Origin of the sequence: Streptomyces sp. LaPpAH-108 (assembly GCF_000373625.1) — a bacterium.
Lineage (GTDB): Bacteria > Actinomycetota > Actinomycetes > Streptomycetales > Streptomycetaceae > Streptomyces.
Window position 1 is genome coordinate 1 of record NZ_KB891990.1, and the last position, 13,033, is coordinate 13,033.

At 69.8% G+C, this 13,033-nt stretch carries 12 protein-coding genes and 3 pseudogenes; 12 read left to right on the forward strand and 3 right to left on the reverse strand.

The genetic code is table 11. From position 1 onward, the window contains the following. From B079_RS31695 to B079_RS0111315, 3 genes and pseudogenes are all read left to right on the forward strand, one after another. A partial coding sequence (locus B079_RS31695; protein WP_018545912.1) for a transglycosylase SLT domain-containing protein occupies positions 1 to 171 on the forward strand: 171 nt, incomplete at its 5' end. A gap of 56 nt (positions 172 to 227) precedes the next feature. Then, positions 228 to 537 (forward strand): annotated as a pseudogene (locus B079_RS33830) (transcriptional regulator); the annotation flags it as partial. A gap of 532 nt (positions 538 to 1,069) precedes the next feature. Continuing rightward, positions 1,070 to 1,678 (forward strand): hypothetical protein, encoded by a 609-nt coding sequence (locus tag B079_RS0111315; protein WP_158684961.1) that lies wholly within the window; start codon positions 1,070 to 1,072, stop codon positions 1,676 to 1,678. A gap of 499 nt (positions 1,679 to 2,177) precedes the next feature. Here B079_RS0111315 and B079_RS0111320 read toward each other — a convergent pair whose 3' ends face one another. After that, positions 2,178 to 3,176, reverse strand: a complete 999-nt coding sequence (locus tag B079_RS0111320) for a helix-turn-helix domain-containing protein (RefSeq protein ID WP_018545914.1) — start codon at positions 3,174 to 3,176, stop codon at positions 2,178 to 2,180. A gap of 193 nt (positions 3,177 to 3,369) precedes the next feature. Here B079_RS0111320 and B079_RS35785 point away from each other — a divergent pair, with 193 nt between their 5' ends. The 6 genes from B079_RS35785 to B079_RS0111345 all read left to right on the forward strand — a co-directional run bounded on the left by B079_RS35785 (position 3,370) and on the right by B079_RS0111345 (position 7,887). Next, on the forward strand, positions 3,370 to 3,609 hold the full coding sequence (locus B079_RS35785) for a hypothetical protein (RefSeq protein ID WP_018545915.1): 240 nt from the start codon (positions 3,370 to 3,372) through the stop codon (positions 3,607 to 3,609). A gap of 6 nt (positions 3,610 to 3,615) precedes the next feature. Next, positions 3,616 to 3,771: a hypothetical protein gene (locus B079_RS35790; protein WP_018545916.1), complete on the forward strand. Its 156-nt coding sequence runs from the start codon at positions 3,616 to 3,618 to the stop codon at positions 3,769 to 3,771. A 73-nt stretch (positions 3,772 to 3,844) separates the two neighbouring features. Further along, entirely contained in the window at positions 3,845 to 4,261 is a 417-nt protein-coding gene (locus B079_RS0111330) for a hypothetical protein (protein ID WP_018545917.1), read from the forward strand. A 23-nt stretch (positions 4,262 to 4,284) separates the two neighbouring features. Next, complete coding sequence (locus B079_RS0111335) at positions 4,285 to 5,025, forward strand: D-Ala-D-Ala carboxypeptidase family metallohydrolase (RefSeq protein ID WP_018545918.1); 741 nt, start codon at positions 4,285 to 4,287, stop codon at positions 5,023 to 5,025. Between the two features lie 120 nt (positions 5,026 to 5,145). After that, positions 5,146 to 6,696, forward strand: a complete 1,551-nt coding sequence (locus B079_RS0111340) for an N-acetylmuramoyl-L-alanine amidase (RefSeq protein WP_018545919.1) — start codon at positions 5,146 to 5,148, stop codon at positions 6,694 to 6,696. 357 nt (positions 6,697 to 7,053) lie between these two features. Next, complete coding sequence (locus tag B079_RS0111345) at positions 7,054 to 7,887, forward strand: PIG-L family deacetylase (RefSeq protein WP_026248579.1); 834 nt, start codon at positions 7,054 to 7,056, stop codon at positions 7,885 to 7,887. 108 nt (positions 7,888 to 7,995) lie between these two features. On the opposite strand, the gene B079_RS0111350 is transcribed toward B079_RS0111345, so the two are convergent. Both B079_RS0111350 and B079_RS35795 read right to left on the reverse strand, forming a co-directional pair. Further along, the gene (locus tag B079_RS0111350; RefSeq protein ID WP_018545921.1) at positions 7,996 to 8,445 is read right to left on the reverse strand and encodes a hypothetical protein; all 450 of its coding nucleotides are present in this window, start codon (positions 8,443 to 8,445) and stop codon (positions 7,996 to 7,998) included. A 182-nt stretch (positions 8,446 to 8,627) separates the two neighbouring features. After that, a complete protein-coding gene (locus tag B079_RS35795) occupies positions 8,628 to 9,143 on the reverse strand; it encodes a DUF6193 family natural product biosynthesis protein (RefSeq protein WP_018545922.1) in 516 nt (171 codons plus the stop codon). Between the two features lie 1,864 nt (positions 9,144 to 11,007). Here B079_RS35795 and B079_RS35800 point away from each other — a divergent pair. From B079_RS35800 to B079_RS34910, 3 genes and pseudogenes are all read left to right on the forward strand, one after another. After that, positions 11,008 to 11,433, forward strand: coding sequence for a PfkB family carbohydrate kinase (locus B079_RS35800; protein ID WP_051095060.1), 426 nt, complete (start codon positions 11,008 to 11,010; stop codon positions 11,431 to 11,433). 256 nt (positions 11,434 to 11,689) lie between these two features. After that, positions 11,690 to 12,261 (forward strand): annotated as a pseudogene (locus B079_RS31715) (cysteine hydrolase family protein). 443 nt (positions 12,262 to 12,704) lie between these two features. After that, positions 12,705 to 13,033, forward strand: a pseudogene (locus B079_RS34910) (hypothetical protein); the annotation flags it as partial.

Sequence of the window (13,033 nt, forward strand, 5' to 3'; positions counted from 1 at the left end):
AACGGCATCCCCTCGAAGGGCCTGCTGCAGGTGATCGACCCGACGTTCAACGCCTACCACGTGGCCGGCACCGCCCACAGCGTGACCGACCCGGTCGCCAACATCACCGCGGCCGCCAACTACGCCGCCCACCGCTACGGCTCGATCGACAACGTCAACTCCGCCTACTGACCGCAGCAGCGCACCCCGTACCGCACGTGCAGTGGCAGGCGGTGGCCCCCGACCGAACACGGTCGGGGGCCACCGCCGTTGTTGTGCGTTGGGTGTTCCTCGAATCGGTGGCCCGGGACGTCCTGATCGACTGGGAGCCCGAAGCGCGCGGCCTGCTCGGCCGGCTTCGGACGCTCTGGCGGCACGCCATCGCGGCGATCCGCGGTACACCCGGTTGTGCAGGCCCGGCACAGCGGCCGGAAACGGCTACGGCACCCGCGACGGGGAGCGGTCGAGTACGCGTACACCGCTTTCCACCTGGCCGAACAACCGGAACAGACGCTGGTCGTCCATGTCGACAGGGGCGCAGCCGTGACCGGCGAATGAAGGAGAAGGTCGGGGGCAGTACCAAGGCTCACGGCACGGCGGCGGAGGGCCAACAGCCACACGCCAAGCAACTGCCGAGGACAAGGGGACCGTCTCACCGAACCCAGTGACCCTTTATCCCGCCATCTGAGAACGCATCAGCCCTGGGTGAGACCGGTGTCTTCGCTTTCGTTTCGGTGACCACACGTCACGTGGTCTCGTCGGTGTACAGCGGCCACCAACCTCTCTCGCGTCACGCAGACCGCCAGGCCAGGGAGAAGCTTGCCGCGAGTGAGCGACACGCTTCGGACGCTGGCTCGCCAAAGCCCGGAACGCATGCTCAGGGGATGCGCATGTGTGAGACGGGGGCGCCCAGTTGGCGCCTGCCGTTCTGGTGGGCGCGGGGTGTGAGCCATGGCATGGCAGGCCCCGCTTTCCGTCCAACCATGCCCCGCACGGGGCATGTCCCACGCAGCACTTAGTATCACCGCACATCGAACAAGGGGTGGGACACATGACTTTGAACGTGCGAAGACGGCCCGGATGTGCGGCCGTGGCACTCGCAGCCTCGCTGCTGCTGGCCGACTGTGGCCAGAACACCGAAGGGAGCGCAGCGGCAAAACCCGTAGCCACGTTGAAGGCACGCCACCTCAAAGCTGCTCTGCCGAACAAGGCAGCGTTGCCCGGGTGGACCCAAGTCGGCTCGGGACGCGTCGAAACAGACACCTACACCTGCGAGATCGCCGGCGGGGACGCCTGCAACGACGTGGTCGCCACCGGGACAGCGAACTTCATCCGCGGGAAGCGAGCCACCGACAAGTGGCTCCGGTTCAGCTTCAACGTCTACTCCTGTCGCACCGTGGACGGCGCCAAGCAGCTCTACAAGACGCTGCCCGACTACACCGCTCGTCCTGACAACAAGAAGGTCCGATCCCTCGGAGACGAAAGCGCGGCGTCAAGCGATGTGTTGAAGGGCCCGCACACCATCGTGTTCTTCCATGACAAAGTGCGAGTCGGCACGACCGTCATGTGGACGTACGCCAGGGGATCCGACAAGAGCGTGACGACCGAGCGCGCGGAGATGGCTGCCGAACTCCAGACGAAGCGAGTGCAGCAAGCTCACAAGGGGGTGAAGCCCACCGCAAGCGTGAACGTCCCTTAGAGGCAATGCCGTTGCGTCATCGGCCTGCGCGCTGGAGACGCTTGATGTGGACGGCCTGCGCACCGGTGCGGGTGGCTGGGTCCAGTGACGGTGCCCGTCGCGCTTGCGGCCAGTAGTTGGACAGCTTGTGCCTGACGACCCGGGGCTGGCTGCGCAGCCCTCGGGGAGGCACGTCTTCCTGGAGCAGGTCCAGTTCCCGGGCCAGGAGGCCAGCGGACCTGGCCGATGCGGGTGTGTCGACGATCGCCGTCCGGGTGGAGGAGTCGGTACCGGCGTACACGTCGCCGCCGGGCCGACATCAGCTCGTCGCGGTGCGGGCCACGCCATGTTCCGGAAGACCACACGGGGTCCGCCCCCGGTCGGCGCGAGCCGCCCGGAGGGGATCGGTGGGCCAGCCCCCGGCCCGTCCGGACCAGGGTGAGGCCGTACGAGCGCGGCTCCCCGTTCACCGAGTACACCGACCAGTGAGACGTCCCCTCGCCCAGAGCGCGGCACCGCTTCACCCGCCAGCGCCCGGCGGAGCCTCCTTCATGTTCCGGCTGACCATCGTCGCCCCCAGCAGCGTCAGCGTATGGATGACCGTGTTGCCGTGGCGGTGACTGGTGATGAGGCCCGCGTCGCGCAGGGCCGTGGTGTGGTGGGTGGCCGTGGCCGGGGTCACGCCCGCGCGGTGGGCGGCTTCGGTGGTGGTGGCGCCGGCGGCGGTCGCGCGCAGGACCGTGGCCCGGGCTCGGCCCAGGAGGACCTCCAGAGAGGGGGAGCCGGGGGCCGGGCGGGGCAGCTGGTGGTGGAGGGAGTAGGTGAGGACGGGAGGCAGGGCGGGATCGGCGAGGGAGACCGGTCCCTTCCAGCAGAAGTAGGACGGGATGAGGAGCAGGCCCCGGCCCTCCAGACGGACGTCCTGGCGCGTCGGGTACGCGCCGATCTCCAGCCGGGGATGGTGCCAGCGCACCGCCGGGCCGAGTCCCCCGAGCAGTCCCTCGGTGCCGCCGTCGAGCAGATGCCGCCCCAGGCGTACGCGTTCGGCGTGGACGCTCTCGTGCATCCACTCCTCGTGGGGCTCGATCACCGCGCGATGGTAGGCCCGTAACACGCTCACCAGCTCGGCGCGGGCCTCCCGCTCCGGCAGGCGGGCCAGATGCGGCGGGACGCGTCGGACCCGCGCCAGGGTGGCCAGTTCCGCCGTCACCCGCTCCGGAGGCGTCGCCAGAATCGCCCCGAGCCCTGCCTCCAGACCGGACACGCCCTCCAGCGGAGTGAGGAAGTCCGGCCAGTACGACGCGCGGGGAAAGAGGGGGAGCAGGAGCTGTCGTACCGCGCTCTCCAGCCCCGCCTCCCGCAACCGCTCGCGCGCCGTGCGGTACCAGTGCGCGTAGGCCCAGCGGCCCGCCGGGGTCTGGAAGCGGTGGAGGCTGGCGGCGATCTCCCACAGCGGATGCGGGGCGGCGGCAACCCGGGTGCGGGCCAGATCCTCAGCCGAGAAATGGAAGCGAAGCACGCTCAACACCCTCTCCACCGGCGTCATTTCACCCTGTTCGAATGAGCATGACAGCCGAAAGCACACCCCGGAGCATGAACTCGCTCAGCCGCACCGATCCCCGAGGCACCACCCGCACCTTCCGCATGTCCCCGGCCCACCGAACGAGCCCGCAACCCGAGCCCGCGGAACGAACGGACACCGAAGGAACCCGATGGCGAAGATCCTCACCCACCCGGCCGCGGCGGCGGCCCTGCTCGCGGCCCTCGCCGTCTCGGCGCCCGCCACCGCGTCGGCCGCCCCCGCCAACACCTCGTCGGCGGCCACCAGTTGCTATGGCGGCGCCGTCACCGTGAACTACGGGGACGCCGCCGAGTTCGGGCCCTACACCACGACGTCCCGCTGCGCCGACATCAACCTCCGCATGGTGAGCGGCGACGCCCAATTCGTCTAGGCCTGCGTGAAGTTCACCCGCGTCGGCCAGTGCAACTACTGGACCCAGGTCGGCCGGAGCTGGAAGACCATCGCCACCGACGTCAAGGACGGCAGCACGTTCACCGTGCCCCTCGGCGTGGACCTCGAAGGCTCCTCCGCACGCGTCCAGATCGCCTTCTGACCCGACGAAGGCCCCGACGCAAGGGCACGCACGACCCCCAACTCCCGCTTCCTCCAAGTGATTCGGAGTCCCGATGACCCGCACCCGAAGAACGGCGGCCGTACTCGCCGCCACCACCGCGCTCCTCGCCGCCGGCGCCACCGCACCCGCCGCCGCCCGGTCCGAGAACGCATCGGCCTCCTGCTACGGCGGCGCCGTGTCGCTCACCTACCGCTACTCCGCCGCCGCGGTCGAGTTCGGCACCTACACCACCACCTCGCGCTGCTCCGACATCAACATCAAGCTCAGCAGCTCCGCCACCGGCTTCCTGGACGCCTGCGTCGTCTTCGTGGACCACACCACGCTGTGCAACCACGACAACACCTACTCGACGTTCGGCCCCCAGTGGGCGACCGTCGCCACCGACGTCAAGGACGGCACCCGCTTCAAGCTGCGCGTGCACGCCTACGACACCGACGCCCAGGTCGTGCCGTTCCAGCTCGCCTTCTGACCGCCCGTACAAGGGAGTTCACGATGACCTTCTCTCCGGACCGCCGCACCGTCCTGCGCGGCACCCTCGCCGTCACCGCGGGCGTCTTCGCCGGGCCCGTCCTGCTGTCGGGCAGCGCGCAGGCGTACAACTGGACGCGCACCATGAACCAGGGCGCCACCGGCGCCGATGTGACGGAGCTTCAGATCCGGGTGGCAGGCTGGGCCGCCGACTCCGCGTCCCAGTCCCGGGTGAGCATCGACGGCGACTTCGGCCCGGGCACGGCCGCCGCGGTGCGCCGCTTCCAGGCCGCGTACGGCCTCGCGGTCGACGGCAGCGCCGGGCCCGCGACCCAGGCGCAGCTCAACGCCCTTGAGCAGTCGGACGGTTCGACCGCGCACTTCAACTGGAGCGAGTTCTACGACCGTTCGAGCGGCAACTTCAACGGCGGCAAGGTGAGCGCCGCCGCCGTAAAGGAGAACGCCCGCCGGGCCATGTACAAGCTGGAGGCGCTGCGCAAGAAGCTCGGCAACGTGCCGATCACCATCAACTCCGGCTTCCGCAGCATCGCGCACAACGCCGAGATCGGCGGCGCCAGCGACAGCATGCACCTCTACGGCACCGCCGCCGACCTCGACGTGCCCGGCATCGCCAACCGCACCGTCTACCAGAAGGCCGAGACCTGCGGCTTCTCCGGCCTGGAGCGGTACGACGTCGACCACCAGCACGTCGACAGCCGCGCCGACCTCGGCCGCTCCTGGTGGTGGGAGAGCGGCACCATCTGACCCGCCGCAGCCCGGGGCCGGGGACCGCACGAGGTCCCCGGCCCCGCACGCCCACCGCCCCCACCGGCACCTGGAAGCGCCCCCACCCGCAAGCGCCCCCACCCGGAAGGTCACACCCCCATGCCCCGCATATCCCTGGGCCGCGCGGCCCTCGCCGGCCTCGGCACCCTGGCCATGGTCGCCGCCGCCGTGCAGCCGGTCAGCGCCGCGCCCCGTACCGGCAGAGCCGAGGGCCCCGTCGCCCACGCCTTCAGCAGCGCGGCGGCCGAGTACGGCGTCCCGCGCGACCTCCTGATCGCCCTCGGCTACAGCGAGACCCACCTCGACGGCCACCACGGCCTGCCCAGCCAGGCGGGCGGCTACGGCGTGATGCATCTGGTCAGCAACCCCGACCAGCACACCCTGGAGCTGGCGTCCCGGCTGACCGGCGACACCGCCCGCGAGCTGCGCACCGACACCGCCGCCAACATCCGGGGCGGCGCCGCCGTCCTGCGCTCCTACGCCGACCACGCCGGACTGAGCCAGGCCGAGCGGCGCGACACCGACACCTGGTACCCGCTCCTCGCCCGGTACGGCGGCGCCACCGACCCCGCCACCGCCCGGCTCTACGCCGACACCGTCTACACCTTCCTGGCCAAGGGCGTCACCGCCCGCGCCGAGGGCGGCGAGAAACTGACCCTCCCCGCCCGCAAGGTCGCCCCCGAGCGCGGCCCCTACGCCTCCGCCCTGGCCCCGGCCGCCCAGAGCCCGGACTACCCCTCCGCGCTCTGGGTTCCCGCCAACGCGGCCAACTACGCCGTCGGCCGCACCGCCGCGATCAGCAAAGTCGTCATCCACGTCACCCAGGGCTCGTACGCCGGGACCATCAGCTGGTTCCAGAACCCGTCGGCGCAGGTCAGCGCGCACTACGTGGTGCGCTCCTCGGACGGCCAGATCACCCAGACGGTCCGCGAGAAGGACACCGCCTGGCACGCCCGCTCCGGGAACGCCACCGGCGTCGGCATCGAGCACGAGGGGTACATCGACAACCCGAGCTGGTTCACCGACGCGATGTACCGCTCCTCCGCCGCGCTGACCGCCTCCCTCTGCGCCCGGTACGGCATCCCCAAGGACCGCGCGCACATCGTCGGCCACTCCGAGGTGCCCGGCAACGACCACACCGACCCCGGTCCGAACTGGAACTGGACCTACTACATGCAGCTGGTCGGCGGCAGCACCGGCGGCGGCGAGGTCCAGCTCAGCTTCCCGTCGTACGACACCCTGCGTTCCGGCTCCACCGGCGCCCAGGTCTCGGCCGCCCAGTCGCTCCTCAACGCGCAGGGCTTCGATGCGGGCACCGTCGACGGCAGCTTCGGCCCGAAGACAACCGCCGCCGTGACCGCCTTCCAACAGGCCCGCGGCCTCGGCGCCGACGGCGTGGTGGGCGCCCGTACCTGGACCGCACTGCTCTCGGCGGGCAGCACGCCCGCCCTCAGCCAGGGCAGCACCGGCGCCGCCGTCCAGCGCCTCCAGCGGGCCCTGACCGCCGCGCTCGGGCGGACCGTCACGGCGGACGGCGACTTCGGCTCGGGCACCCAGCAGGCCGTGCGCGACTACCAGAGCAGCCGCTCGCTCGGCGTCGACGGCCAGGTCGGGCCCGCCACCTGGGGCGCGCTGCAAGCCGGACGCTGACCGGGCGGCCCACGCGGCGGGACAACCCTCCGGGATCTCCGGCGGCCAGGGGCTCACCGTGACCGGCAGGGGGCCGAGACCTTCGGCCGCCGGTCGCGGTGACGTCCCGAGCCCGTGTGCGGGGGCACGTGCCGTGGCAGGTGCTGCTCCAGCTGACCTCCCGGGGGCCGTCCGACGGGTGTCAGCGACGGCATGTCAGGCAGGGAGGTTTTCGCTGGTGGAATGCTGAGGCGGCGGGGGAACAGCCGATGGGTCTACAGGGTTGTCCTGACCGAGGTCCGGCGCCGCGGGTGCCCCGGGGCGCGATACGCGCCCCGCATACTCGGACCAGAACCTATTTCCGCAGGAGAACTCTTCATGACTGACCGGCCCTTGACACTCATGGCAGTACACGCCCACCCCGATGACGAGGCCACCGGAACCGGAGGAGTCCTGGCGCGCTACGCAGCGGAGGGCATCCGCACCGTTCTCGTGACGTGTACGGACGGCGGCTGCGGTGACGGCCCGGGGGGTGTCAAGCCGGGTGAACCGGGGCATGATCCGGCGGCGGTCGCGTTGCTGCGTCGTCAGGAACTCAAGGAGAGCTGTGAGGTCTTGGGGGTCAGTGATCTGGAGATGCTGGACTACGCCGACTCCGGGATGACGGGCTGGCCGAGCAACGACGCCCCCGGCTCCTTCTGGCAGACCCCCGTGGCGGAAGGCGCGGCCCGACTCGCCGAACTCATGCGGCACTACCGACCCGATGTGGTCGTCACCTACGACGAGAACGGCTTCTACGGCCACCCCGACCACATCCAGGCCCACCGCATCACGATGGCGGCGCTGGAGCTGACCGCGCTGACCCCGAAGGTGTACTGGACCACCGCGCCCCGCTCGATGATGCAGCGGTTCGGTGAGGTGATGCGTGAGTTCCACGAGGACATGCCGGAGCCCGACCCGGCCGAGGCCGCCGCGCTGGCCGAGATCGGTCTTCCCGACGACGAGATCACCACGTGGGTGGACACCACGGCGTACAGCGATCAGAAATTCGACGCCCTGGCCGCTCATGCCAGCCAGGGCGAGAACATCTTTTTCCTCCGGATGGGCAAGCGGAGGTTCGGTGAGCTGATGGGCATGGAGACCTTTGTCCGCGTCCAGGACCCTACTGGTGCGGTCACTCCTGAGAACGATCTCTTCGCTGGCCTGCGCTGATTGGTTCGCCCTGCCGGGGTGCGGTCTGTTCTTCGTGCCGTTTCTGGGGGGTGGTGTGGGCCCCGGTGGAGTTGGTGTGGCGTTCTGCCGGGGTGTGTTGTGTTGTGTTCAGTGGATGGTGGTGGTGCGTTGTTCTTTGAGGGAGGCGCAGTTGGAGCCGGTGATCTGGGTGTAGACGTTGTGGATCTGGCCGCCCCAGTCGACGCAGTGGCCCTTGCCGTAGATGTAGGTGGGTCCGGCGTAGGAGGTGTAGGTGCCGTAGTCCTGGTCGTAGGCGTCGGTGTCGGGGACGTAGATCCAGGCGGCCACATCGGTCGCGGTGCCGGGCGTGTTGCGGATGGTGGTGACGCAGTTCTTGCCGTTGGTGGGGTTGTAGGTGAGGTAGACGGTGCCGAGGGAGCCGATGGGTGCGGAGTTGACGGTTTTGTAGGCGTTGCCGCAGACCTTCTGGGGTGTGGTGTTGGGTGCGGCGGAGGCGGGTGAGGCGAGGGCGGTGGTGGCTCCTGCGGCCAGGGCCATGGTGGCGAGGGCGGCCAGTGCGGAACGGTGGAATCGCATTTTTCCCCCTTGTGGTGGTTGGAGTTTGTTGCTCCTGCCTGGTGTGACTCACGGCACATGCGGATGGTTGTGCCGTCCGGGCGCCGGGGGCTGGGCCGGGCTGAATCGTCTGCCGGGTGGTGTGGGTTCACCCGCTGAGCGTGACGGGGCCCGGGGTCGGGGCGGGTTGGTGTTGTGCGGGGTCAGATGCCGAGTGTGATGGGGCCGGGGCTGGGGGGCAGGTGGTGTACTGCCGCTTCTACGGCTTCCCGTGCTGTGGTGAATTGCCCGAGGTCCTGGCTGGTGAAGCCCCTGCCTACCCCGTATGTGTTGTCGCTGTTGGCGCTCAGGCATGGTCCGGTGATGGCCAGGTGGGGGCGGGTGGTGGTGGAGAAGCGCAGTGCCCGGTGGCTGGTGAAGGGGTAGAGGGCGCGTAGTGCCGGTTCGGCGTAGGCCGCTTCGATCAGGTTCTGGCAGGTCTCCTGCCAGAGGTAGTCCAGTTCGGCTGCTTCCCGGCGTATTTCGTGCCATTCGGATTCCGTCAAGCGTGCGGGGTCGCCGTCGGGTGCCTCGGACCGGCCGGTCGGGTGCATGAAGGGTGCCGCCTCTCGGATGTCCTCCAGCTCTCGGATGTCCTCCTGTGGCGTCTCGTCGCGCCGGGCCCGGGTGGCCCGGGCGGCTTGCGCCGGTTTGTCCGGGTTCCCGTCGATGGGGGGCATGTCTTGGGCTGGTTCCTCGTCGCGGATCGGCTACCGCCGTTCATGCGGCCAGGTGCTGGTCGTCAGCGGTCAGTGCTCTGTGCTCTGTGGTCAGTGCTCTGTGGTCTGTGGTCTGTGGTGCGGGAGGGTATTTACGGCAGCTGTGTGGTCCAGCGGTCCGGAGTCCGGGGGTGTGAGGGGCACAGCTCCGAGAGGGGTGTCCGTCTCGGCCGGCGGAGCTGCGGGGAGGCTGTCGCGGGCCGCGTTGTCGGAGTGGAGGGCGGCGAGTTCGGGGGGAGTGGGTATGGGGCTCGATGGTGTCTCACCGCAGGGCCGCGAGGATGCGGAGCAGCGGCTCCGGGCGCTGCAACCGGGGGGCTGGCCGGGTTTGATGGAGCTTGCCGCTCTGATCTGCCTGCAGGCCTGGCGTGGTGTTGTCGGTCTTTCTGTCGCTCCGGTCGGCGGGGAGGGGTTTCCGGCCGGCCGGGGTGTGCCGACGTGATACCCGGAGGGTGAGATCGCCACGGTCCCGGGGCGCGGCTGACGCGGGGTTGCCCGCCCTGGGACGCGCTGGTTGTGTCTGGCGGCCGTACGCACGTCTTGTGGCGGATGATGTCGGTGATGCCGAGGGCGGGTTGAGTCTCATGCGTGATGAATGATCACGTCCCCGTGTTTCAGATGCCGCCACGGCTCGGGCTGCGGGGAGCCGGGCGGGCGTCGGCTGTCTCTCCAGGGCCGGGCTGTGGCGCGAACTCCGCCCGAAGCCGTGCGATGTCCCAAGCCGCGTGATGTTCGGATCTCGCCGTGTGTCTGTGCTGCGATTACCGATATCCCCCGCAGCGCCTGAGCCGACCGTCCCCTGTGATGACACCCCGGCGGCCACCTTCGTCGGCTCCGGGCAGGGTCAGGGTTGTCCGGGCCGTGCCGTGTTCGGCTTCCCGGCCCCGTCACTCGCACCGACGCCGGCTCCGGTCCAAACATCATCTGCCGAGCGGCCTCGGCGGGCGTCTTCCGGAAGCCGACGGGCGCCGGACGGGCATCCGCGGTCTCGATGAGTAGGTCGAGTGCCGTCTCCCGTTCCTGGGGCTCGATGTCCCCGCGGACGTCTCCGGCTGTCTGCCTGTTCTCCGCCACGGCGTTCTCGGGCAGCAGGCGGACGGCCTGCCGAAGGCCGCGCAAGCCAGGGTGGTGTGGACGTCAGCGGGGTACCGGCCGTTCCCGCTGGGGGTGAAGAACACGCCGGACTCGCTGGAACGTGCGGCGGGGTACCGCCCCGCTTCCGTTGGGGTGAAGATCGCGCCGGATCGCTGCTGTTCATGCCTCGCCGCGTCATGGTTTTCCTGACGTGATGGTGATCGGAAGGGGTAGATCGTGCGGATGAGGTTCATGGGTGCGGCTCTGGGTGCGGCGGCACTCACCGTGCTGACTGTTCCCGTAAACGCTCACGCGGCGGCTGTCGCGTGTGGTGGCGGGGTGTCGACCGGTCGGGTGGCTGTCAACGGCTGTATCAGTGCCCAGCGTGGCAAGGAGGGCAGGGTCTACACCCGGGAGATCACGGCTCACATCAAGCTGCGTAACACGGGCACGAGGGCGGTGGACGTCTCTTACGAGGCCTTTTTCCGTGTCGTCTCGGGCGGTCACTGGGTGAAGCTGGGCACCGGCCGCACCTCTGTTCCGGCGGGCGCGACTGCCGGTCCCACGGAGGTGGGCAGTTCCACCCGGGTGTGCGGGCCGGTGAGGGTCGAGATCCGGGTGCATGCGCGTGCGGCCGGGGGTGTCTGGAGTGGGTGGTCTGCTGCGGGGACGGCGCAGTGCCAGACGTGAGCGGTGGCTCGCCCGCGCCCGAGCCCGTGTCCTGGGCGCGGGCGAGGGGGGTGCGGGCGGTGTGCTGCTTGTCCGCGCCCTCGCGGTCTCCGCCACCGCCCGCCGCCCTTATGTGATCAGCTTCGACGTCAACCACCGCCCCGCTCTCTGGCCGAAGGGCATCGCCCCGGACGCACTCCGTTACCTCGCGAACCGCGCCGACATCGTCCTGGTGGGCCTGGACGAGGCCCAGGATCTGTGGGGCCCGGACCTCACCCCCACCACAGCGCGTGACCTGCTCCCGGGCCCGCGGATCCTCGTCGTCAAGGACGGCTCCCGCGCGGCGACGGCGTTCACCGCGTCGGAGACGGTCACGGTCCCGGCCCTGCGGGTCACTGTGGCCGAGCCGGTGGGCGCGGTCGACGTCTTCGCGGCGGGCTTCTTCGCCGGGCTGCTGCGGGGCGATCCGTACTGCGTCCCGGCCCCGTCACGGCGGCCTCGGCTCTGAGGGGGGCGGCGGATCGGGGTCCGCTTGCGCTGCAGGCCGTTGTCGACCCGGCTGCTCGCTTTCACCCACCGGCGGGCGGTGGGAGGTGTACGAGGAGTCAGGTGGGGGTGGTCCGGTGCGGGCGTGGCTGGGTTGTGTCCGCGCTGTCGGGGGAGTGGGGGCCGTGGGTGGGTGAGGTTTTCCCGGATCCTGGTCATGGTGTGGTTGATCCACCAGGCTTGCCCGTGTTTTTCCCTGCGGAGAAGGGGCGGCGGGCGTGGCGGACAGCGCGCTTCTGGTGATGGATGTCCAGCGGGACATCGTGGCGGTCGCGGACGGCGGTTCCGGATGTCTGCCGCGCTTGGGCCGGGCGATCGACGGGGTCCGGGCTGCCGGTATCCCTGTGATCTATGTGGTGATCGGATTACGGCCGGGTGATCCGGAAGTCGGCTCCCGCAACAAGGTGATGGCCGGCATCGTGCGGGCCGGTCTGTTCGCCGAGGGTGAGCCCGGTACCGGGATCCACGGCGACGTTGCGCCCCGGCAGGGCGACGTGGTGGTGACCAAGCGACGGGGGAGTGCCTTCTCGGGCAGCGACCTGGACCTGGTGCTCAGGGGCCCGCGGCAGTCTCGTCCTGACCGGTATCGCGACCAGCGCGGTGGTCCTGTCCACTCTGTGGCGCCACTCTGTGGCGCGCTGTCGACCTGGACTTCGGTCTCACGGTCCTGGCGGACGCCTGCCTGGACACCGACCCCGAGGTGCACCGGTTCCTCGTCGAGAGGCTGTTTCCGCAGTGGGCGCAGGTCGTGACCGTCGAGGACTGGGTCAAAGCCGTCGCCCCGCGATAGCGGAAGGTCTGTTCGGTGCTGTTGCGGCTGACGGGGCGGCCGGGTGGTTCTGGCGGTCCTGTTTGTGCCGTTTCTGGTGATGGTGGTCATAGGGGGTGGGTCACGTTCTATCGGGGGTCGTAGGCGGGGTGTGTGCTGACCAGCACCCAAAGCCGCAAAATGGCACATTTCAGACATTTCTCCGTGTGGGGGTAGTAGGTCACATGCTTGCGTGGGGGTTTGTCTGGCTTTAATCATGTTGGTCGTTGCCGGAGTGGCAGGCGGTCCGGGTGTTGATCCCCGGGGGTGCCTGTTCTTGATTTTTCCGGTGGCTGCGGGGCCTCGCCCCGGCGCCCACAGGTTTGTCGGCCGGTCCTGGCTGGTTGCCTTAACGACGTCTTTTGGAGAGTCCCCTCGTGTCTGTGTTTTCTGCTGCCCGCCGTTCTGCTCGTCTGCGTCGTGTTGTGCTGTCCGGTCTGGTCACGGCGGGTGCCGCGGCCGGCGCGGTGACGATGATGCCGTCCTCGGCGTCGGCGGCCGAGATGCCGCAGACCGCCCACCATGTCGCCGCGGTGCCGCACACCGCTCACACCGCCAAGACCGCCTCCCAGGCTGCCGCTGGCGGGAATCTGGACGGCTGGATCAAGCAGTCGCTGGCGATCATGAAGGCGAAGGGCATCCCGGGCAGCTACGACGGTCTGAAGCGCAACATCATGCGCGAGTCCGGCGGCAACCCCAACGCGCAGAACAACTGGGACGTCAACGCGCGCAACGGCATCCCCTCGAAGGGCCT